Source organism: Paenibacillus sp. FSL H8-0317 (assembly GCF_045040685.1).
In the GTDB taxonomy this organism is placed as follows: Bacteria; Bacillota; Bacilli; order Paenibacillales; family Paenibacillaceae; genus Paenibacillus.
Genome location: NZ_CP150294.1, coordinates 7,153,702 through 7,176,382, shown reverse-complemented (window position 1 = coordinate 7,176,382; position 22,681 = coordinate 7,153,702). Strand labels below are relative to the sequence as shown.

The following is a 22,681-nucleotide window of genomic DNA, read 5'->3' as shown; positions in this document are numbered from 1 at the left end:
AGCCAAGTAAAATAGTCAGAAATAGAATTGACAACATTACATATCGGGGTATTTTTTTATAGGTTATTAGTTTCATGGCAGACTTTAGTTTTCGACAGTTTACTTCAAATTCCTGCATGCCCTCCGCCAAAGAAGAACATTTTTTTGAATACCGGAACATAGATTCTATATTTAAATGATAGCGGTCCCACGTCAGGATTTATGGTAAAATTATAGATTAAAGGGTGATCAGTGAGCCAGAGGAGTTGTGCATATGAGAGTGATTTTGGTAGATGATGAATATCTCGCTCTGAGCAGGTTGAACAAACTGTTGCAAGAGAGAGAGGATTGCGAAGTTATCGGCTCTTTTCTGACGGCACAGGAAGCCATAGATCAGATCGAAATTCATCTGCCGGAAATCGTCTTTATGGACGTTCAGATGCCGGGGATGAACGGGATCGAGGCGACCGAACGTATCCATGAGGTTTCTCCTGGAACAGAAGTTATTTTCACAACCGCATATAACGAACATGCACTCACGGCCTATGGGCTTGAAGTGCTGGATTATATTATGAAGCCTGTAACGCGTGACCGTTTGGAAAAAACGATGAAGATGTATCAACGCCGAACGGTGTCAGCAAGTCTGAATATAGCAGAAGGGCCATCCATGTTGATCCGTTGTCTGGGGATGCTCCAAGTCCAAGTGCACCCCAATGAGCCGCCAAAACATATGAAATTCAGAACAACCAAGATTAGAGAGTTATTCGCTTATCTGCTCCACCATCGGAACAAGCCGATTAAGCGGGATACGTTACTTGAACTGTTGTGGCCAGAGTTGGATGAGCGGAGAGGTATATCCAATCTGCACAGTGGGATCCATCGCTTACGCAGCATGATGAACGAACTCATGGGTGAGGATAAGATGTCCATTCGCTATCAACAGTTTGGTTATCTATTGGAAACGGGTGAATTCAGGATTGACGCGGAAGAATGGGAGAGCCGTCTTAACCGATTGCCTCTATTATCTTCGTCTACAATAGCTGAACATCGACAGACCTCAGATCAATATGAAGGCAAATATTATGGTGAGGACGATTACATATGGGCTGAGCTGGAGCGTCAGCGCTTGCATGCACTCTGGCGTAATCACGCCATGCAACTTGCACAATACTATATTGAAATGGGACAGAATACGGAAGCAATCACGCTATATCACCGGGTACAGCAATTCGAGCCTTCATTGGAGCAAGTTGGACTGGCGTTAATGAAGACCTATGATCGATTAGGCAACAAAGATCCTGTGATTGCTCAATATAATCAGTTAGTTACTGCGTTAGAACAAGAGGCGGGCATACGTCCTGGCCTGGAAGTCGAGTTATGGTACCAACAATGGAAAAATTCGAATATATAATTGAAAGTACACAGCCTTGCAGCTTCATCTGCAGGGCTGTTTTTTTGTTGTATTTGTTATCGAGGAGTTTGGTAAGAGTTTGGTAAGAGGCTATGTGTAGAATAAGCAAGATGAGGGTAGATATGATGTTTTGAGTCAGTAAGCAGTCCAAAAATAACATATTAAGTAGGAGGAACCTATGTACACAGCAGAAATCCGGAAGAAACCATGGCAAAGAATGTCCATGCTGGTTCTTTCCTTTATTCTGGCGATTGGAACGTTGCCAATGAGTTTAGCTCAAGCGGAGGCGACTGACCAGACTCCTGTTGGTCCGGGCGGAGTTGGATCCCCTTCACTATGGCTACGACCAGAGCGGGTAAACGGAGTTACCAGCGGCGAAAAGGTGAGTATCTGGGAAGATCAAGGCAGTAAAGTAAATAACGCAACGCAAAATGAGGTCGATAACCAACCAATTTATTGGGATGATAAGAGTCATAATATTAATTTCAATCCGGTATTGGAATATAACGGCACAAGTAGTTTTATGAATCTGGATGTAAGTAAGCTTCCTCAAGGGAAGAGTCCCAGATCGATCATTACTGTTAGTAAAACTAATATAACTGGAGTAATCAGATATATCACTTCCTGGGGGAGTCATACGGGGCCTTATACGGGTATGGGGATGCTGCAAGTTGACACAATAGGCGGCTTGACGACATTTAACAGTTCCCCTAATCAGACATTATACTCTCCCGACAGCTTTATGGAAACGACGTCTCCAAACGAGCTATTTGTTACTTGGACAGGTGGGAACACGGAATCCAACATAGCTAGATTATACAGCAAAATGAAAAAGGTACAGGATCTGAATGGATATGGAAAAGAGTTTAATAAGGAGTGGGATACCGGTAATTCTGACGGAGCTGTAGTTGGTAAGCTTATCCCGGCAACTGCAAATAATAAAAGCTATTGGCAGGGTACAATTGAAGAAATTATCGTATTTGACCATGCTCTGACGGACCTAGAACGTCAAAAAGTCAGTACATATCTGGCAATCAAATACGGCTATACGCTGGATCAGGCGACAGCCAATTCATATTTTGATTCCAACATGGATATGATCTGGGATTCAAGTGTAAATAAGGTCTATACCCATCGCATTACAAGCATCGGTCGAGATGATCAGAGCGGCTTAATGCAGAAACAAGCCAAAGCGCAGGAACAGGGATCTACGTTGACGATTGCATTGGGCGACAGTGTTAAGGATACCAATTCTACAAATAAAAATAAATTTTCAAATGATTCTTCTTTCTTTACGTTTGGTGACAATGGTTCAAGTACTGAATTCAAAACACCGATTACGAAAGATGAGAAAAAGCTGCTTGGGATGGAGCGTATCTACAGAGTACATAAATCAAAATGGGCTGAAACACAAATTACACTCCAAGTGGACGAAACGGGGGATACCCCGGAGTTGCCTCAGTATGTTGTAATCAGCGAGGATGATCAATTTGGTGCTCCAGACTCAATACATTTAATTGAGAACGGCGAAGTAACCCTTAATACCTCAAACTTTGTTCCGAACTCGTATTTTACTATTGCAACTGCTGCCATTCCTTTGACGGTACCAGACGTCACACTGACCGACGATGACTTGAAATGGGATGCAGTTGAGCATGCAGATAAATATGAAGTAAAGATCGAAATGGAAGACGGCAAGAAGCGGACGGTAGAGGTAACCGATAGAGTACTTAACTTGTCGCAGTTGGAACCGCCGCTGGAAGCTGGCACCTACACGGTGACAGTCAGAGCGAAGACGGACAATCCAGCCTATTCAGATTCAGAAGAGTCCAATTCGAAAAGTTATGTTGTTCCTATTGATAAAGCGAAGTTGAAAGCTAAAGTCGATGAGATTAACGGTAAGATCGAAGCAGGCGAACTGGACGAAGAGGAGTACACACCAGAAACATGGCAAACGCTGCAAGATGCGTTAGGAGTTGCTGAATCCGTGTTCGACGACGCGAATGCAACACCGGAGCTCGTGGAAAAGGCTTATCAGGATTTGGTGGATGCCCGGAAGGGTCTTACCAAAAAGCCTGGTGCTGGTGTCGACACGACAGCACTAAAAAACGAATATGATAGAATCAAGGGTGAAAATCTAACTGAAACGGAATATACGGTAGAGAGCTGGGTAGCACTCAAAGATGCGATGAATGAAGCAGAGCGTGTGTTGAATGATCTGACAGCGAATCAAGCGCAGGTAGACAAGGCATTTCAAGACCTGACTAACGCTAGAACGGGACTTACCAAAGTGATTGGTACGGATGCATCTACCTTGCAGACACTGGTCCCTTCCGTGGGAAGCTTGTCCCCGGCATTTGATCCGGCTAAAGACACGTACACCATCTCTGTGCCAAATAGCGTATATCAATTCCAGCTGACGCCAACGGCGCTTGATCCACTTGCTAAGATTGAAATAGCTGTTGGAGATGGAGAATGGAACGAGGTTTCAAGTGGTACTGTAAGTGAGAATCTACCGCTCCAAGTTGGTGGAAATAAGATCGTTGTTAGAGTAACGGATTCACTTGGCCATGTTACGGAGTATAAAATTAACGTGACCAGAGCATCAAATGACAATGGTAACAATGATGGAGGCAACAATGGGGGCGGAAATACGGGAGGTAACGGTGGAAGCACACCAGCACCTACACCAGCGCCAGCACCCGTGAAGGATAATTTGGAAACAACTCGGGATGGTAACCATCAATCATTTGCTACATCCAAACCATCTAATAACAAAGAAACGTTGGTTCATGTTAATCCAGCCAAGCTGAATGTTGCCATGTCACAAGGCACAGGCCAGCAGTTCGCCATTCACTCACCAAATGATGGACATATGAAGGTGGACGGTTTAACCCTGGAAACACTGAAACAATTGGTAGATCAAGGTTCCAAACTAAACATTAGCAATCCGCTGGCAATCTATCCGGTGCCTGGCAGCAAAATGGATGTGAGTGGTGTGTCCAGACAGCTTGGTGATGCAGAATTGAATGATATTGATGTCCATATCAATATTAAGCAATCCTCGGATCCTATCATCGATAGTGCCGAGACGAGAGCCGCATCCCAAGGATACGAGCTACTTGTCACACCGGTTGATCTGGATCTGACGTTTACGAAAGATGGACAGACCGTGCGATCCGGCCAGCTGAACGGTTATGCACCGAAGTATATTGCACTTCCGGAAGGTATCGACCCGAACCGGATTACAACAGGCGTGATTATCAACCCGGACGGTAGCATTTTCCATGTACCAACGGTTGTCACGAAGATCAATAGTCGTTACTACGCGCTCATTAATGACTTGCGTAGCAGCGGAAGTTACTCGGTTATCTGGAACCCGCAGGATTTTGAAGATGCCAGAGCCCATTGGGGCAAAACCGATGTGAACAACATCGCTGCGAGATTAGATCTGCAAGGTAACGGAGATAACACATTCTCACCGAACCGTCAGGTTACTCGTTCTGAGTTTGCCGAGATTGTTGTACTTGGACTGGGCTTAATGCGTCAGGATGCACCACAGAATCTATTCCCTGACGTTAACGATTCCGCATGGTTCCGCTCCGCGGTAGCCCTTGCGAATGAATTCGGTATCGTTCGCGGTTACGATAATGGGAACTTCTACGGTAATCAGGAGATCACACGTGAGCAAGGATTTGCGATGGTTGCTCGTGCCTACCGTCTGATTGAACCGGAAGCGGCAATCAGCCCGGATCAGATGAACTCTGAACTTGAACGTTACAGTGATGCAGCGGATGTATCGAATTGGGCGAAAGAAGATGTAGCCCAGTTGATTGCAGCGGGTATCATCCAAGGTAATGGGCCAGAGGTTCTGAGTCCGAAGACTACGATGACCCGTGCAGAGGTCACAGCATTGATTGCAAGAATGTTGAAAGTAACAAACTTGATTGATCAATAAACACAATCTAAAATGAAAAGCCTTTGCTGACATTGGGGGTCGGCAAAGGCTTTTTTTATTTCATCAAATTCATGTCGTAATACTTTCGCCCTGTTGGCAGATCGTGGAATCTGAGATGATGGGTTCACCAGAGGTTCGGGTGACAAACTTCGAACCGCTGGCCTTCAGGCTATTGCGATCCTTCCTTCTACAATCATTGGAGATCATAGGGTCGCAGCTCTCCTGAAGATTTTATTTCAGAGAGGAGGCGTCCAGGCTATCATATTCCTTCCTTCTAACCCTAACCTTTCACGTTATATAGGGATGTGGCTTTCCTGGACTCTTTTATCATGAACAATACCATCTATTTGCGCAGAGCAAACAAACTCATTATCGAATCAAACGAAGGGAAGCAACAGTTGCCTAAGACACATCTGGCGACTGCCCTCAAAAATATTGAAGCACTCGGATACACCTTCTCGGATGAGCTAATGCAGGCGATGCGGCAGCTGTCCAAGGAACAGTTTGAAACAGTATATCATCAACTGGTGGCTGATCTGAGAGTCATGGTCGGTGCACATGTGAAGTATCAACCAATGTATGCAGGATTCCCGATGCAGGTGATGCAAGCGGATGAAGCGGAGTTATACCTTAATGCAATTATTCATTATCTGACCAACCTGACTGTGGTATATACGGATCAACAATGTGTGGAAAGAATGCCTTTGCTGGAGAAGACGGACTTGAAAGTCATTGGTTTGGGAAACCAGCAAGCATTCCAGACGCTCATCCGTCAGATCATTGAAGCAAAAGGTTCCATCTCGGAAACGGACAAGGCGGATATCGATATGGTATTGGAGCATGCAGACCCGGAAGACGTGGATGCGCTATTACCCGCTGAGATTCCGTTCAAAGAAAATGTGGGCTCTGTGGTTGCCTCGCTGTTGAAGCATGAAAAGGCAAACATCGACCGAATCGGACCATATTTCAAAACGGCAAGTGATGTCCTGCGTCTGGCTGTTGCTTGGTCCGATGGTGATGTCAGCCTCGCAACGGCTTCTCCCTTCCGGAAATTCAAACGCCGCGAGAGACGCCTTTTGCTCGGATTGCTGGAGCAATGTGGCTCCATCACGGAAGATATGCTGCGATATAAGGATCGCTGGATTCGCCTCGGCGAAATCCTTCATCCTTCGGAATATAAACTTCGGTATCCACGATGTGAAGAAGCCTTTGCTATTTTGCGTAATAATAAGCCGTATTCGACCTTCAACGGAAGTGTGGAACTTGCCTTCCAATATCGGAATGTCTGGAGTCTGATCGATCTGTTATCACAGCGTCCAGGTGAATTCGCGAGAAGACTGGATCACTTGTTGCGGATGACCGAAGATGAAGCGTATGTACTGCTGGCATTTGGTGAGGTTTTGGAGCAGGTATCTACCCCGGTCTTGTTGCAAGTGAGACAGCATTTTACACAGCGTAATGAACCGCAAGATCTGCGTGTCTTCTTCCCAAAAGGCAATGTAGCCAAAGCCTTTGCTGTTCCGAATGAGTTGCCAGACATCGATGAAGCCACGTGTCAGGAGGTCGTGCAATTATGCGAACAGGCGCTGGTAGAGCGCTTCGCTGCCCTTCCCACGCTAGGAAAGACCTATGTCGATCTACAGCTTCATAATTATCTGGTACCCTTTTCCCAGAGATCGGCAAGCAAGGCTCTACGTACCATCGTTCGTGGAAGCCGTGTGCCGATGGCCGAGGGAGATACGATTCGTTTCTTCAACTGGTGGAAAGAGGGGGACGTGGATGGAAAGTCTACAGGGCGTGTGGACATTGACTTGTCTGCGGTGATGTACGATAAGGACTGGACCTATGTGGAGCATATTTCCTATACGAATCTGCGCTCCTCCAACTATAAGGCTGTCCATAGCGGAGACATTGTGACCGCACCTAACGGAGCAAGTGAGTTCATTGATCTGCATATTCCATCCATCGTGGCTTATGGTGGACGATATGTGGTGGCAACCCTGCTTTCGTTCACCAGTCATCCGTATTGTGATCTGCCGGAATGTTTTGTAGGGTGGATGATGCGGAAGAAGCCGGGGTCTGGCGAGATTTTCGAACCGTCTACCGTAGCGAACAAAATCGATATTACAGCAGATACCCAGATTGCAATCCCTGTCATTATGGACCTGGTCGAACGTACCGTCATCTGGACAGACCTGGCGCTGACAAGCCACCCGGATTACTACAATAATGTGGAAGGCAATCAGAAAGGCATGGTCCTGATGGGTAAAGCACTAACGAATTTACGTAAACCCGATCTGCATGACTTGTTCATGCTCCATGCCAAAGCTAGAGGAGAACTGGTGGATACAATGGATCAGGCGGATACAATCTATTCGGTGGATCAAGGCGTTACGCCGTACGATATCGAGCACATTATGGCGGAGTATCTGGGTTGAAATAGATTCATATCAAATGTGTAGGCAAGGGCAGCGGATGCTGCTCTTTTATTTTTTTAGCAAATCAAATCTGATAAAGATATATTTTAGTGATTTTATTCATATGTGATAATCAATTATTTAAGTGGGATATTTATAATATAATATGTTGTTCAATAATTCACTCTCAGTTATTATACAAACATGAGAATAAATATCAGGATGGTGAATTGGATTGTTTTCAAATTAATGAAGTGCAGCTTGATAGAGCTGTAAGATTACCAGTAATGAAACAAACGGATGGCCAACAAGTTCCGGACGTAGTAAATGCTTACAAGCTTATGCTCTGGAACATGCATGATATAACCTCAAAATTTAAGGCTTATAATATGGTGCAATGGACTAAGTACATAGATCATTGGTCGAATACATATGGAAGAAGGTTTACAACCAACTATTCCCGCGGAGATATTTTGATGGTGGATCTTGGAGCAATGAACTATGGCTATGAATTTAGTTATACGCATCCAGTTATTGTAGTTTATGAAACTTTGGATATGGTATTCGTTGTTCCTGGCAGTTCTAAAAAGTTTGGCATTCATCAGCAAGGGGTGGTTGATGCTACTAGTGCAAACGATGGATTCGACAGAGATACGGGACTGTTGTTGTACAACATGCGTTGGATACATAAAAATCGTATTAAACATGCCACCGGTCGTCAAACGAGTCAACGGATTCTTAAGAAAATTGAAGAATTTAATTTAAGAATAAATCATGAGTATCATCAAGAAGTACAGCGACGTGCTGAGAGTAATAAAAAGTTAAGGACTAAAGTATATGATCTTAACCAAGAAATTCGACAGTTACAAAATAGTATTAATCAAAATGAACATAAGTTAATACAAAGTGAAACTAAAATACAAACCCAAGAACGAATTATAGAAAAATACAGAAAAAATCTAGGGAAAATTGATATCTTATTGATTTATTTAAAAAACAACAAATTAGCCACGAGGCCCAAGAATTCTTTGATTTATTAAACGAATTGAAGGAAAGCAGCAATGAGTAAAATGAAAAAGTGTAAGCGGACGTTTACATTTTAAGATGTATGTCGTATAATATTGATATGAAGATGAGACTGCCAAAACAGTTAAACATCGAACTGGCCCAAACGGGTAACCAAGAATGAGGGAAATCTGCTCTAAAAAGCAGATTTCTTTTTTTATTTACTTTTGCTCTCGGGAAAATTAAGGGAAATTTCTCAGACTAGAGTTCTCTCTCTCAGACATATCATAGTGAATTGATATTCTAAAAAGCCCATGTACCTTAATAAGACAGAATTCTCTTTGTTATACATAATTTTGTAAGCGTTATATAAAATGATCACAGCTACTCTTTGTATACCTTGTACTTACTCTCGTTCTATCTCTCACCTTGCTGGAGATGGTGATCCGGATAGTGGTATAATTTTCAGTACGTAATCATGAGTGAATGAACGGGGAGGCCAAAGGAATGAGAGACGATCTGTTGGTTCAATTGCAAGAGTGGCATGAAGAAGATGAATTTCAAGAAATTGTAGATGCAATTCAAGCAATTCCTGTGGAAGAAAGAGATTATGAGCTGGTTAACCATTTGGGACGAGCGCTGAATAACCTGGAACGGTATGAAGAAGCGGTCGAACAATTCCTGACGGTTGCCAAAGAGGGAACAGGTGACCCACTCTGGCATTATCGGATTGGACTGGCTTATTATTATCTGGAGCAATATGCGCATGCACTGCAAGCGTTCGAAAGAGCGGATGAATTGGAGCCTGAGGATGAAGATACGCTGGAGTTTCTGGAATGGATTCGAAGCAAAATGGAGGAGCCGTCCGAGTCTGAACCTGAAGTTGAAACGGGCCCAGAGGCTGTCGAGGAATTCCGTGTACCCGTTGACGTTGTAGCGACTCTTCAAACCGTTCCGAGGTCGGAATCGGGTGAATTCTGGAACGATAGTGAGCAGGCACTGGAACATTATGTGTCCAATCCGCCAAGTGACGGTCTCATTGATTCTGTCGAGGAGCAGTTGGTGTTCCGACTCCCAGCCTCGTACATTGAGATGATGAAGGTACATAACGGCGGTATTCCGTACAATCGTTATTTCCCTGTAGCGAACACAGATACGGGAGCTACGGATTATGTTGAAATTGAAGGCATACTGGGCATTGGCCGTGAGAAGCCTCGCACACTAGCGGGTGTACAAGGCAGCTGGAATTTGATTGAACGTGAAGGCTACCCGGAAATTGGCGTGGTCATCGCGGTATCTCCTTCGGAGACAGGGGTCGTCATGCTGGATTATCGTTCATTTGGCAATGACGGAGAACCCGAGGTAGTCTATGTGAAAAGGGACAATCCCAAAGAGATCACTCCACTGGCACCGAACTTTGAGACGTTTATCCAAGGGTTAATGACTCCGGGGGTTTAGAACCTTATGAACGGTAGCACGTTCAGACATATGGAATGCAGTAAAGTATGTATAATACCGTTGTGTTGAAGTGCTTCTACACTATCGCTATCTAGACAATGCACAGAATGGTAAAAGCAAAACAAGCCGCGAGGAACAGACATTCCCTTGCGGCTTGTTTTCGTTCTATCGGATTCTTTCCAGTTTACGCCGGGAATCCACCACCTGGAGGCGGCCATGCGCCGTAGAAGCGACGCAGCAGAACAATCTCACCCAAATGGTACGAGTTATGGGATGCGATATTGCGCAGAAGTCCTGCCTTGGTTTCACCCGGGAAATAGAGCAGTGGATCATCTAATTGTGCAGACTCTGCAATGGCTACGGCTTGATCAACCCCATCCAGGAATGCCTGAATATCTGCCTTCCACGTGGCTTCGTCTTGTGGACCCTTCTCTTCAGGCCAGCTCTCACTCACGTTAGCAGGGAGCTGTGGCTTGCGTCCTTCCAAGTGTTCGAGCATGAATTGCTGCCAATAATGCATATGCTTCACCAACTGATAGATCGTATATGGCATGGCATCGTGTGTACGAGCAGCAAGTGTGACATCGATATCGGGTAGAGCACGAGCGATGCGGATATGACCGCGTTCGCCCGCTAATGATTTGACTAGGGCTTGCCCAAAGCTATGATTAGCATCTGACATATGGAACCTTCCTCTCTTCCAGACCGGATCTGTTAACCTGTCTTCTATTTAGTATTATACAATTAAATTGCTAAAAATTAAAAATGGATAACGAAGAACGCTAAATACTTAAAATGTCTATGATATAATAGTTAAAATAAATCTCAAGACCTCAGGGTCGAGGAGGAAGCTCCTGTGAAAGTGATATTGGTTGACGACGAACGTCTAGCGTTGATAGGCCTTCAAAAATCACTAGAGAAAGAAGTAAGCGGTATTGAAATTATCGCTACATATATGAATCCGACAGAGGCTATAGGGGGAATTATGGAGCACCGCCCTGATGTGGTGTTTCTGGATATCCATATGCCAGAGATGGACGGTATGGATCTGGGGAAACAGATTCAGGCCACAGTACCTGGGGTCGAAATTATTTTTGTGACCAGCTACGACCAATATGCAGTGCATGCCTTCGATCTACAGGCTTTGGATTATGTCATGAAGCCTATCCAGAAGGATCGATTAAAGCAGACGGTGAGCCGAGTACGGGAGAAACTGAGTTCGAAACGCGAGCAGCGGTCAAAGGATATAGATGTGCCATTAATTTGCTGTTTTAATCAGATTCAATTTAAGCTTCCAGACAAGGATATCCAAGTTGCCAAGTGGCGTACAAGTAAGGCACAGGAGCTGTTTGCCTATTTACTTCACCACCGGAATCAGACAATTCATCGCAGTGTGTTGCTGGAGATGCTGTGGCCTGAATTGGAAGAGGACAAGACGGTGCATCAGCTCTATACCGCAATGTATCATGTCCGACAAACCCTGAAAGCATGCAACATGGATATGATCACCATTCAGAGTGGACACTTGGAAGCCGGCTATCGACTCGAATTGGGTGAAGCTCAGTTGGATAGTGAGCAGTGGGAACAAGAGATCAGGCAATGGAAAGTCGTAAACGCAAGTACCGTTCATGCCTATGAGCAAGCGCTCCATCTATATAAGGGTACCTATCTTGGTAATTATGAATACATGTGGGCTGAACCTGAGCGGGAAAGATTACGCTATCTGTGGTTGTATCATATGAGACAACTAAGTCTGTACTACCAGCAGCATGGGCTGGCGGAGAAAGTGATCGAGAGTACACAACGTATCCAGCACATGCTTCCGGATGAAGAAGAAAGTTATTTTATGCTAATGAAGTTATATGATGAAATGCACAACGATCTCGGTGTGGAGGAGCAGTATCGTCTCTTAACCACCAGAATGGAGCAAGATTTGGAGATACCGATCAGTGAGGACATTACCGAATGGTATCAGGACTGGAAGCTCGGTTTAACCAAAGTCATGAGAAAATAATTAATGAAATTACTTCAAACGAAACGTAGGGACCGTTACAAATATTTGATCATCATGCTAATCATTTTTGGAGTGTTAATTGGCATGCGCTCGGTATGGTCAGAGTTATTCGACACAGTAGATGAGCATCGCGCCGTTAACGGGGTGCTTGATCTGAGAGATGTGGATCTGGATCAGTCCCCTGTCATGTACTTGAATGGGGAATGGGAACTTTACCCGGATGAGTTACTAACCCAACAAGATATTGCGAAGAGGAATGGCGGTGCGAAGAGTGTTCAGGTCCCAGGAGACTGGAGGATTGGACAGAGTCAGGAACAAGAGAATTCGTTCGGATACGGAACGTATCGATTGCGCATTTTAACAGATCCGCTTCAGACGCCGGTAACCTTTTGGTTCAAAGGGATTCAAAGTTCATCCGAGGTTGAGATGAATGGATACAACGACGGGGGTATGGGTGAGGTCTCCGCGGATAGCAGTACATATATACCCCGAAGCACTTCATATACAGCGACCTATGATCAGGAAGGAACAACCTCCATTGAACTATTGGTTCGTGTAGCCAATTACGATAGCCCGTATATGGGCGGAATTAGCAAACCTGTTCGCTTTGGTTCACAGGCAACCGTTGATTTTTCGCGTTGGTATTCCATTGGTTTTCAGATGCTCACCTTTCTGGTTCTGCTCCTCCACGGCATGTATGCCTGTATTCTTTACGCATTTAATCGACAGGAACGTTCCTTGCTGGTTGGAGCCGTATTAACTTTATCTGTGGGCATCACGGTTACGATGGGTCATGACAATATATTGATGTTATGGCTTCCAATTAATTATACCTGGGGCATTAAAATTCGATTGATCTCATTGTTACTGCAAAATGCTTGTATCCTTCTGTTATTCCAGAGATTAACGGTGGTTCACGTACGAAAGGCATGGCTAAAGTGGCATGTTGTCATGACCTTGATCTATACGGCCGTGATTGTGGCGGTGCCCATTCATATTACATATGCCATGATCCATTACAACGTTATTAACCTATTCTTTCTTGTATCTCTGATCTGGTTCCTATATATCGTCGGAACGATGATCTTCAGGAAACAGGCGGACCGGGATATTGTTTTTCTGCTGCTTACTGCAGGAGGCATTACATCCAACCTGTTATGGAGTGTGGCTGAGACAGCCAGAGATGTGACAACCGTCTATTATCCTATTGACATCATTTTTGCCATTACCGGCTTCTCCGCCTATTGGTTCAAGAAATACTTCAGGAATGCCAAAGAGAATATGAAGCTGAATACAGAACTGCAGAAGGGTGACAAAATTAAAGATCAATTCTTGGCGAATACATCACATGAACTGCGGACCCCGCTGCACGGGATCATTAACATCGCTCACAACGTGATCACCCGAGAGAAAAGCCGGTTGGATGAACGGAGCCTGGAGGATATGGAGTTGCTGATTACGATCGGTCGACGGATGTCACATCTCCTTGGTGATCTACTGGATGTAGTCCGGCTGAAGGAGCACCGTATTGTGTTACGTCAGGGGCCTCTTTCCATACAGTCGGTTGTGCCTGGCGTTATCGCCATGCTGCAATTCATGGCAGAACGAAAACCAGTCCGCCTTCATATGGAGATTACGGAATCGTTCCCACTGGTCATGGCTGATGAAGAAAGGCTCGTTCAGATTTTGTATAATCTGCTGCATAACGCGCTTAAACATACAGAGGAAGGAACGATATCCGTAAGTGCCGAAATTCGTGAAGGACATGCTCTGATTCATGTGACGGATACAGGCATTGGCATGGATGAGGATACACGGATGCGCATTTTCCTCCCGTATGAACAAGGGTCGTATGGAATCAGTGATGGACAAGGCATCGGGCTTGGACTGAACATCTGCAAAGAGCTCGTAGAACTGCACGGCGGGGCACTTACGGTTCACTCGGAACTCGGAAAGGGCTCGGTATTCAGCTTCAATCTGCCGCTTGCGAATGAAATCACCCATCAGGCTCAGTCACAACTTCCTCTGATATGGGAACAGGCCGCCGAGATGATGGAAGATGCACCTAGCGGATTCCTGTTACCCCGCCCAGGTATGGGGGACACGGAAGCCTTGGCGACAGCGGAGATTGCTCCGTTGCTAAAAGAAGGGAGAGCCACCATTCTGGCTGTGGATGATGATCCGGTGAATCTGGATGTGCTGGTCAGCATTCTTTCGACGGAACCATACGATATAACTACAGCAGGTTCGGGTCAGGAAGCGATGGAATTGCTCGGCACACGTCAGTGGGATCTGCTCATTACAGATGTGATGATGCCCAATATGTCCGGGTATGAGTTAACCCAGAAGGTGAGGGAACAATTCTCGATGTCGGAGCTTCCTGTGCTGCTGTTGACGGCACGAAGTCAGCCGCCAGATATCTACACGGGGTTTGCATCGGGGGCCAATGATTATGTCACGAAGCCTGTAGATGCGGTGGAACTGAAATACCGGATACGTGCATTGACCATGCTAAATCAGTCTATCCAAGAACGTCTGCGTATGGAGGCCGCCTATTTGCAGGCTCAGATCCAGCCTCACTTCCTGTTCAATACCCTGAATTCACTTATGGTTTTAAGTGATATTGATACAGAGCATATGCGGAAGCTTGGTGAAGCTTTTTCATCTTATTTACGGATCAGCTTCAACTATCTCAATACAGGGGAACTGGTGAAATTATCATACGAGCTGGAACTCGTTGAAGCCTATCTTTTTATTGAAAAAACAAGATTTGAAGACCGATTGTCGGTGGTATTAAACGTAGAGCCGGACCTTCCGTTGCTTCTCCCGCCGTTATCAATTCAGCCGTTGATTGAAAATGCCGTCAGACACGGACTATTAAGCCGCAATGTAGGCGGTACGTTATGCCTATCCATCACTCGTCATGAGGGTTATACCCGTATTGAGGTGAAGGATAATGGCAAAGGCATCGAACCGGAGAAGGTTGCAGAGCTGTTACATGCTACGCCAGGTGGAAAAGGCGGAATAGGCATTGTGAATACAAACCGCAGATTGCTACAACGTTATGGTCAGGGATTATCGATCGTAAGTGAGCCGGGTGAGGGCACGATGGTGTCATTTGATATTCCAGATGAGATATAAGGAAAAGGCCGCAGAAGTGAATGATATGCTCCCATCACAGTAGACAGTAGAAAAAACAAAACTCTACTTCTACCATGATGGGAGTTTTTGTAATGTCCAAAAGAAGCCCGGTTTCATATGAAATCAAGATTCAGGTTGTAAGGCGTTGCCTGCAACATGAATCCAACCCCAACCATGAGGCAAAGCAACTGGGGGTCCATAAAAACACGGTTACCGATTGGATAAGAAAATACAAGGTAGATGGAGAAGAAGGATTAAGAGAATCGAGGGGATGGAAATCTTACTCCAAGGAGCTAAAGCTATCTGCCATTCAAGATGTACGCTCTGGCGAATACTCTGTACGAGCGGTGGTGAAAAAGTACCATATTTCGAGTAAATCTGTGTTAGAGAGCTGGATTTCCAAGTATACTGAAGGGGTGAAAATGAAACCAACTCGGAACAGGATTGGATCCCCTCATATGAATAAAGGACGGAAAACGACTTACGAGGAACGTATTGAAATTGTACAATTCGCCATCGCCCATGATTTAGATTACCAGAAAGCCATCGACAAGTACGGTGTCTCTTACCAGCAAGTGTACGCATGGGTTCGTAAATATCAAGCGAGTGGTCATGAAGCTTTAAAAGACCTCCGAGGTCGTAAAAAGCCGCTAGAAGAGCTAGACGAACAGGAACGGCTAAAGCTTCGGATCAAGGAACTCGAGGCACGAAATGAGCATTTAGAAATGGAGAATGCACTCGCAAAAAAGTTGGCAGAGATCCGGCGAAGAAATACACGTTAACCTTTGTTCGACATGCAGACATCTATCAAGCGATTACAGAGCTGCATGCCGAGAAAGGGTATGCGGTCACCAAGCTCTGTGAGCTAGCAGGAATCGCCCGATCTGCCTATTATAAGGGCTGAAATGGATGCCATCCGACAGGGAACTTGAAAACCTTGCACTAGCCAAGGAAGTCAAACTTCGCTATGACAAACGAAACGGGATACTCGGTTATCGCCAAATGCGTACTCAGTTGAATCGTAAGCTTAAAAAAAGGTACAACCGTAAACGGTATTACCGCATCATGCGAGCCCTTGAATTAAAGGCAGTGATTCGCAAAAAGCGGCCCAATTACGTGAAAGCTCCAACCCTTCATATCGCTGAGAATGTCATGAACCGAAAATTCCAAGCGGAGGTCGCCAACCAAAAGTGGTGCACCGATGTAACAGAGTTAAAATACGGAAATGGCCGTAAGGCCTATCTGAGTGCCATTATCGACGGTTATGACAACTCTATTGTTTCATGGGTGCTCAGCCACTCCAATAACAATGAGCTTGTCATGAACACGGTAAAGAAAGCTTATAAAAGAAACCCGAATGCTACGCCGCTCTTGCACAGTGATCGGGGCTTTCAATATACTTCGCTGGAATACAAACAACTTCAAAAGAGATACAAGTTTACAAAAAGTATGTCTCGTGTAAGCCGGTGTTTGGACAACCAACCCATTGAACGATTCTGGGGTACCTTTAAAGCAGAAAGCTTTTATCTGGAGAAGTACGATACGTATGACAGTCTCCTTCGTAGCGTAAGAACGTATATCCATTATTACAATAATTTTCGATACACGGAACGACTAAACGGCTTATCCCCAAACGAATATCGACGAGCAGTTTAATTAAGAAAAATAATCCCCTCAATATAACCGAGGGGATATTGAATACTAATGATTTTGTTTTTTTAGTCTGTCTACTTGACAGGGAGCACTTCAGAAAACTTCCGGCCTTTTTATTTTGCTTGAGCGTTCATTCCCTAATTTTAATTATTTCTAATGCTTCTTTCATATGTTAGTATGTTTAACATTAGAAGCGCGGGTTCCGGCATTGGGCGCTAAACGTTGTTATAGTGGGTGAAGAGATCGATGCGCAATTGGGTCAAAAATGAGAATGTGCAGATGACGGCCATTGCCTTTGCCACAGCGGTAGGGGCGCAATTCAAGATAAATCCGTTCCGGGAAGATTACTTCCGAATCGGGCTTGGGGTTAGCATCCTTTTATTTCTGCTGATGATCATGCCACACTTGTCTTATGTGAAGACAGGAATCCTGACAGGCATCGCGAATTTGCTGTTTCAGTCGGCAGATCTCATCAATCATGTGCAGACTGTGTCCATACTTGAAAGCATGCGGGACAATCTGGGGGCAGGTGTGTATTATGTGGTCTTTGCCTATGGGCTTAGCAAATTCAAGCATCGATTCCATGAGATGCAGCCTCTTCTGCTCGGTGGGCTGATTACCTGTATCGATTTCTCCTCTAATCTTGTTGAGTTGTTTCTTCGTGGAATGTTAAGCGGGACCAATATCTTTTATATGAAGGAATGGTTGTATCTGCTTGTGGTAGGCGGTCTGCGAAGTTACTTTGTGATTGGGTTATATAACAGCATTGCGGTGAGGCAGATGCGGCTATTACATGCAGAGCAGGAGAAGCGGATGGAGCAGATGCTGAGTGTGAACTCAGGTCTGTACAGCGAGGTATTTTACCTGAAGAAAGCGATGAATACAATTGAAGGCATTACGGCAGACAGCTATGATCTATATCGCGATCTCCGGGAGCAGGACATGAATCAATACAGTCAGCGCACCCTGGGCATTGCTCAGCAGATTCATGAAGTGAAGAAGGATTCACAACGCATTCTGGCGGGTCTGTTGAAGCTGTATGATAACGAAAAAGCAGTCAACATGAGCCTGTCTGAAGTACTGAACTTTGCCAGTAAAGCAAACCGAAAATATAGCGAAATGCTGCATAAGCAGGTCGAGATCGACATCGAACAACAGTATGATTGTGAGTCTCCGTATTACATTCCTCTTCTCACGGTAATGAATAACCTGATTGCCAATGCGGTAGAGGCGATTGAGCGTGGTGGGCAGATCCGAATTCGTGTGTATGAGCAGGAAGATGATGTACATTTCGTCGTGATGGACACTGGAAAAGGTGTACCTGAAGCCAAACGGGAGGTTATCTTCGAACCGGGCTATACAACGAAGTTCAATGAAGTCGGCATTGCCGCGACGGGCATTGGCCTGTCCCATGTACGTGATATCGTTCAGTCGTTGGCGGGACAAATGAAGGTAGAGTCGGCGCCTTCAGGAGAGACAGGAACAACATTTGCTATAGCTATTCCCAAAGTGAATCTAATCAAGGGGGCCGATGTCGATGACACTCTCTATCATGATCGTGGATGATGATGTGGTGAGCCGTAGCATGCTGCATGATATCATTGAATTCTGTGGTATCGGCGAGCTTGCGGGCATGGCTGAGGGCGGCATAGAAGGAGCGCGGATGATCATGGATCTGCGTCCTGATGTGGTGCTGATTGATCTGCTGATGCCGGATCAGGACGGAATTGAGACGGTAGGGAAGCTGAAGCAATGCGGTTATACCGGTAAATTCATCATGATCTCTCAGGTAGAGAACAAAGAGATGGTAGGGGAGGCCTACCAAAACGGAATTGAATTCTTTATTCATAAACCGATTAATCGGGTGGAAGTGGAGCATGTGCTCAGCAAAGTGAATGACCAGTGGAAGTATGAACGATACGTGCTGGAGATCAAGCAGTCGATGGCTCGATTGAATCTGGTGGAAGCGCCGGCCCCTGCCCAAGGTCGTACGGTGCGAGATGCGGCAAGAAGCATTCTAATGGATCTGGGGATCATCGGAGAAAGTGGTAGCAAGGACATCATTGCGCTCATGGAGTATGCGATTGATCAGAAGCAGGTCGCAGAGTGGCCGCCACTGAAGGAGTCCTATGAAGCGGTGGCCCAGACGTATAAGTCCACGCCCAAAGACGTCGAGAAAGAGAGCAAGGCGATGGAACAGCGCATTCGCAGAACGGTAATTGCCGCGTTAACAAACATGGCCTCGATTGGACTCAACGATTATAGCAACCACAAGTTTGAGCACTATGCTCCCCTGTACTTCGACTTCCAGGATGTTCGAATGAAGATGAGAGCCATGGAAGAAGATCAGGCAGGCGACAAAGGCAAGGTTAATATCAAAAAGTTCCTGCATGTGTTCTATATGGAGACGCTTGAAAAGATGAATAATTGAGGCATCATATGCCTCTGTCTGTTGGAGGATATGAAAACCCGGGAAGGTGACCATCGGCGGTGTCGAGGTCACTTTACCAAAGACGGGCAAGCCGAAGGGGTTATTATTTTAATCCAGAATGACTTCTTTATCTGGTTGTTCAAGAAATTCGAACATGATTTTAATTTGTTCCAGCGTATTTCTTTCCAATGATAATTCAGGTAAAGCGTCGATAGCAAAAAAATCAACTGCGCTGGTTTCTACACCTGTTTCCGCATGCCCTCCCACAATGTCACAGCGGATAAACATCTTATATACGTGATAAGGCTCAGGTGGGTGTCCATGGAATTTTTTGTCCAATACTGCTAACAACCGCATCGGCACAACATCAAAACCGGATTCTTCTTTAATTTCTTTCACAGCTACTTCTGATGGTGATAGGCCGATGTCACTCCATCCCCCTGGTAATGCCCATGCGCCATCTATTTTCTCTCGAACCAAAAGCACTTTGTTTTCCCTGAAAACAACACCGCGAATATCGACTTTAGGCGTTGCGTAACCTGAATCACTTGCAAATGTAAGTGATATTTTCTCTTTGTTAACAGAAGTATAGTTACTTAAGATATCAATACTAATGCGCCTCAATTCCTCATATCGCTCGATATCATAAACATCCTTGGCATAGGTTAAACCTGTTTGTGAGATAGCTTGAATCTGTTTTGCCCATTCTAGCCACTTTGTGTCCATGGACACCTCTTTTCTTCGCAAGTCACGAGATTTAGTTTAGTTAGGAAATAACCCCATTATATCATATGAATTACAGTCTATAACTACTAAGAAAGGACAACTCGAAGTTAATTAATCACGCTAATGATTGAACGCACTCTACGATTATTGCTTTTTATTATAAAACTACGAGATATTATAAAGAAACGATGTTCAGAGGAGGAGAAAGTGAAATGAACATAACCATTGATCAGCAAGGCAATTCCAAGGTCGCCATTATTGAAAGTGATGGCATCGTCATCAACAATGCTCAAGATGCACTGGATTTGATGGCTTCGGTAAAGTATAGCGATGATGCCGATAAACTCATTATCAACAAATCCAACATCACGGAAGAGTTCTTCGAACTGAAAACCAAGCTTGCAGGTGAGATTTTGCAGAAATACGTAAACTATCATGTTAAGCTTGCTATTGTGGGAGATTTCGATGGGCATAACAGCAAGAGCTTGAGAGATTTTATCTATGAGTGCAACAATGGCAAGCATGTTTTTTTTTTGAAAAACAAAGAGGAAGCGCTTCAAAAGTTGCATAATATCAGTTAAGCGTACATCCGAGGCATGTAGAGAGCCTGCTTATAATCTGAGCCAAACGTAGGAGGTTTGCACCGTGATATCTAATGAGAATTTAAAGGTATATGCTCTGCCTGAGATCGGAAATGTTAAAGTGCATGGCAGAACAACTGGAGAGCGATCGCCGTTGACGTTATTTTGGACGGGGAGTGCAGTTGAACTCAATGTACAGGGATCCGAACTATGGGTTGAAGTAGAGTCGCAGTATGACATGTATGAGTCATGGATCAGCATTCTGATCAACGGTGTTCCGGTGAGCAGACAGATGTTAACGGCGGGAAGGTACTGGGTCTGTGTATTCCGAGGTATGAACGCAGATGTGGTGAAGAATGTACGGATCGTCAAAGATGTTCAAGCGATGAGTGGTGACCCGGGTTGTGCCTTGCAGATTCATGCGGTGAAATCGGATGGAGCGTTCCTGCCTGTGCAGGAAAAACCGTACAAGATCGAGTTCATTGGTGACAGTATTACATCTGGCGAAGGTGCGATTGGAGCGAAAGCGGAGGAAGATTGGATTCCGATGTGGTTCAGCGCCATACATAATTATACGTTTATGACAGCAGAGGCATTGAATGCGGAGTATCGGGTCATCTCGCAAAGTGGCTGGGGTGTGCTGACAAGTTGGGATAACAATCCAAAGGGGAACATCCCCGAGTATTACGAGCAGGTCTGTGGCTTGCTTACTGGTGAGCGTAACGAAGCGCTCGGTGCAGGAGATCAGCATGATTTTAGTTCCTGGCAGCCGGATGTGGTAGTCGTGAATCTGGGTAGCAATGATGGGGGCGCCTTTCAGTCACCTGAGTGGAAAGACCCCGACACGGGCAAGGTGTACAAGCAGCGGCTGAACGAAGACGGTACGTATCATGAAGAGGATCTGACCGCTTTTGAGAAAGCGGTGGAACGGTTCCTGTTCAAACTTCGGAAAAACAATCCAGATGCACAACTCGTATGGGCTTATGGCATGCTTGGTTTTCCCATGATGCCTGCCATCTACCGCGCGGTTGATGCGTTTACGAAGGGGACAGGAGACCGCAAGGTCTCAATCATCCAGCTTCCTGATACAACCGAAGAGACGGTAGGTGCACGCACCCATCCAGGCGAGTTATCTCACCGTAGGACGGCAGAGATGTTAGCGGAATATGTACGAGGAATGATAGGATAACTTGATACATGGTAATGGAAAGACCACTCTTTCATGAACGGGTACCCCAATGGTTAGATGGTGTCTAACTTTATGGTGTCCATGTATCACAAGAATGGTCTTTCCCTTTTCTACTATCTAGACATTCGAAATTGTGTCCGCTGGGCCGCTGTTCTGTACCTCATAACGAATCGAAATGATCTGTCCGAGCGTCTGGGTCCGGACCATTTTGAATTGGCTGAGCACAGTGCCTGTCGGGAATAAGGGGATGCCTTCACCAAGAATCTTGGGAATGATGGCGACTTCAATCTCGTCCAGTAATTTTTTTGCTAACACAGCTTGAACCAATATGCCGCCACCCACAATCCACACATCTCCATCAGAAGTTTGTTTTAACCGGGGAATGAGCGTATCTACCTCCTCGGTTGTAAACTGTACATGCGGAGCGGGCGGCTGTTCCGAGCGGGAAAGCACATACGTTGGGCGATCCGCATAGGGAAATTCTTCGGAAAGTGTGAGCACCTCTTCATACGTATAACGTCCCATAACAACGCTACCGATCGTTTCATAAAAGGCAGCATACCCGTTGTCTCCACCATCACCCTCCACATCAAATAACCAATCGACCGAACCGTCCAGTCTTGCGATATATCCATCCAAACTCATAGCAATGTACAAAATTGTTTTGTTATCAGACATGTTCATCGCTCCCTTCTAAAATGTATGATACACTTTAACT

The 22,681-nt window shown here is 45.2% G+C and carries 16 protein-coding genes; 13 read left to right on the top strand and 3 right to left on the bottom strand.

Annotated elements, in window-relative coordinates; all coding sequences use genetic code 11:
• Positions 1 to 253 precede the first annotated feature (253 nt).
• The 5 genes from MHB43_RS31900 (at position 254) to MHB43_RS31880 (ending at position 10,228) form a co-directional block, all read left to right on the top strand.
• Positions 254 to 1,390, top strand: a complete 1,137-nt coding sequence (locus MHB43_RS31900) for a response regulator (RefSeq protein ID WP_339180726.1) — start codon at positions 254 to 256, stop codon at positions 1,388 to 1,390.
• Between the two features lie 178 nt (positions 1,391 to 1,568).
• Positions 1,569 to 5,348 (top strand): S-layer homology domain-containing protein, encoded by a 3,780-nt coding sequence (locus MHB43_RS31895; protein WP_339180723.1) that lies wholly within the window; start codon positions 1,569 to 1,571, stop codon positions 5,346 to 5,348.
• Positions 5,349 to 5,677: 329 nt separating this feature from the next.
• Positions 5,678 to 7,786 (top strand): TerD family protein, encoded by a 2,109-nt coding sequence (locus MHB43_RS31890; RefSeq protein ID WP_339180721.1) that lies wholly within the window; start codon positions 5,678 to 5,680, stop codon positions 7,784 to 7,786.
• A gap of 209 nt (positions 7,787 to 7,995) precedes the next feature.
• Positions 7,996 to 8,805 (top strand): hypothetical protein, encoded by an 810-nt coding sequence (locus MHB43_RS31885; protein WP_405131062.1) that lies wholly within the window; start codon positions 7,996 to 7,998, stop codon positions 8,803 to 8,805.
• A gap of 472 nt (positions 8,806 to 9,277) precedes the next feature.
• Positions 9,278 to 10,228, top strand: coding sequence for an SMI1/KNR4 family protein (locus MHB43_RS31880; protein ID WP_405131061.1), 951 nt, complete (start codon positions 9,278 to 9,280; stop codon positions 10,226 to 10,228).
• A 184-nt stretch (positions 10,229 to 10,412) separates the two neighbouring features.
• On the opposite strand, the gene MHB43_RS31875 is transcribed toward MHB43_RS31880, so the two are convergent.
• Positions 10,413 to 10,910: a DinB family protein gene (locus MHB43_RS31875; protein WP_339180715.1), complete on the bottom strand. Its 498-nt coding sequence runs from the start codon at positions 10,908 to 10,910 to the stop codon at positions 10,413 to 10,415.
• 174 nt (positions 10,911 to 11,084) lie between these two features.
• Between MHB43_RS31875 and MHB43_RS31870 the strand changes: the two genes are divergently transcribed.
• The 6 genes from MHB43_RS31870 to MHB43_RS31845 all read left to right on the top strand — a co-directional run bounded on the left by MHB43_RS31870 (position 11,085) and on the right by MHB43_RS31845 (position 19,467).
• Positions 11,085 to 12,242, top strand: a complete 1,158-nt coding sequence (locus MHB43_RS31870; protein WP_339180714.1) for a response regulator — start codon at positions 11,085 to 11,087, stop codon at positions 12,240 to 12,242.
• A 3-nt stretch (positions 12,243 to 12,245) separates the two neighbouring features.
• Positions 12,246 to 15,383 carry an ATP-binding protein gene (locus MHB43_RS31865; protein WP_339180712.1) on the top strand — a complete coding sequence of 1,046 codons (3,138 nt, stop codon included), beginning with the start codon at positions 12,246 to 12,248 and terminating at the stop codon, positions 15,381 to 15,383.
• A gap of 92 nt (positions 15,384 to 15,475) precedes the next feature.
• The gene (locus tag MHB43_RS31860) at positions 15,476 to 16,165 is read left to right on the top strand and encodes a helix-turn-helix domain-containing protein (RefSeq protein WP_339180709.1); all 690 of its coding nucleotides are present in this window, start codon (positions 15,476 to 15,478) and stop codon (positions 16,163 to 16,165) included.
• 127 nt (positions 16,166 to 16,292) lie between these two features.
• On the top strand, positions 16,293 to 17,039 hold the full coding sequence (locus MHB43_RS31855; RefSeq protein WP_083656962.1) for an IS3 family transposase: 747 nt from the start codon (positions 16,293 to 16,295) through the stop codon (positions 17,037 to 17,039).
• Between the two features lie 243 nt (positions 17,040 to 17,282).
• Positions 17,283 to 18,602 (top strand): ATP-binding protein, encoded by a 1,320-nt coding sequence (locus MHB43_RS31850; protein ID WP_237178029.1) that lies wholly within the window; start codon positions 17,283 to 17,285, stop codon positions 18,600 to 18,602.
• Positions 18,574 to 19,467 (top strand): response regulator, encoded by an 894-nt coding sequence (locus MHB43_RS31845; protein ID WP_339180706.1) that lies wholly within the window; start codon positions 18,574 to 18,576, stop codon positions 19,465 to 19,467. Before MHB43_RS31850 ends, MHB43_RS31845 begins: the two co-directional genes overlap by 29 nt.
• Before the next feature lie 108 nt (positions 19,468 to 19,575).
• Here the strand turns inward: MHB43_RS31845 and MHB43_RS31840 are convergent, their stop codons facing one another.
• On the bottom strand, positions 19,576 to 20,193 hold the full coding sequence (locus MHB43_RS31840) for an NUDIX hydrolase (protein ID WP_339180703.1): 618 nt from the start codon (positions 20,191 to 20,193) through the stop codon (positions 19,576 to 19,578).
• Positions 20,194 to 20,405: 212 nt separating this feature from the next.
• On the opposite strand from MHB43_RS31840, the gene MHB43_RS31835 reads away from it, so the two are divergent.
• Complete coding sequence (locus MHB43_RS31835; protein WP_339180700.1) at positions 20,406 to 20,774, top strand: DUF4180 domain-containing protein; 369 nt, start codon at positions 20,406 to 20,408, stop codon at positions 20,772 to 20,774.
• A gap of 64 nt (positions 20,775 to 20,838) precedes the next feature.
• A complete protein-coding gene (locus tag MHB43_RS31830; RefSeq protein WP_339180696.1) occupies positions 20,839 to 21,963 on the top strand; it encodes an SGNH/GDSL hydrolase family protein in 1,125 nt (374 codons plus the stop codon).
• 117 nt (positions 21,964 to 22,080) lie between these two features.
• On the opposite strand, the gene MHB43_RS31825 is transcribed toward MHB43_RS31830, so the two are convergent.
• Positions 22,081 to 22,647, bottom strand: a complete 567-nt coding sequence (locus tag MHB43_RS31825) for a dihydrofolate reductase family protein (RefSeq protein WP_339180694.1) — start codon at positions 22,645 to 22,647, stop codon at positions 22,081 to 22,083.
• Positions 22,648 to 22,681: the final 34 nt, after the last annotated feature.

What these genes read in the sequence shown, in the direction of transcription:
- MHB43_RS31845 (WP_339180706.1), top strand. Translation starts at nt 18,574, where the DNA reads ATGACACTCTCTATCATGATCGTGGATGATGATGTGGTGAGCCGTAGC.
- MHB43_RS31825 (WP_339180694.1), bottom strand. Translation starts at nt 22,647, where the DNA reads ATGAACATGTCTGATAACAAAACAATTTTGTACATTGCTATGAGTTTG.
- MHB43_RS31865 (WP_339180712.1), top strand. Translation starts at nt 12,246, where the DNA reads ATGAAATTACTTCAAACGAAACGTAGGGACCGTTACAAATATTTGATC.
- MHB43_RS31850 (WP_237178029.1), top strand. Translation starts at nt 17,283, where the DNA reads ATGCGCAATTGGGTCAAAAATGAGAATGTGCAGATGACGGCCATTGCC.
- MHB43_RS31895 (WP_339180723.1), top strand. Translation starts at nt 1,569, where the DNA reads ATGTACACAGCAGAAATCCGGAAGAAACCATGGCAAAGAATGTCCATG.
- MHB43_RS31835 (WP_339180700.1), top strand. Translation starts at nt 20,406, where the DNA reads ATGAACATAACCATTGATCAGCAAGGCAATTCCAAGGTCGCCATTATT.
- MHB43_RS31875 (WP_339180715.1), bottom strand. Translation starts at nt 10,910, where the DNA reads ATGTCAGATGCTAATCATAGCTTTGGGCAAGCCCTAGTCAAATCATTA.
- MHB43_RS31840 (WP_339180703.1), bottom strand. Translation starts at nt 20,193, where the DNA reads ATGGACACAAAGTGGCTAGAATGGGCAAAACAGATTCAAGCTATCTCA.
- MHB43_RS31855 (WP_083656962.1), top strand. Translation starts at nt 16,293, where the DNA reads ATGCCATCCGACAGGGAACTTGAAAACCTTGCACTAGCCAAGGAAGTC.
- MHB43_RS31860 (WP_339180709.1), top strand. Translation starts at nt 15,476, where the DNA reads ATGTCCAAAAGAAGCCCGGTTTCATATGAAATCAAGATTCAGGTTGTA.
- MHB43_RS31880 (WP_405131061.1), top strand. Translation starts at nt 9,278, where the DNA reads ATGAGAGACGATCTGTTGGTTCAATTGCAAGAGTGGCATGAAGAAGAT.
- MHB43_RS31890 (WP_339180721.1), top strand. Translation starts at nt 5,678, where the DNA reads ATGAACAATACCATCTATTTGCGCAGAGCAAACAAACTCATTATCGAA.
- MHB43_RS31900 (WP_339180726.1), top strand. Translation starts at nt 254, where the DNA reads ATGAGAGTGATTTTGGTAGATGATGAATATCTCGCTCTGAGCAGGTTG.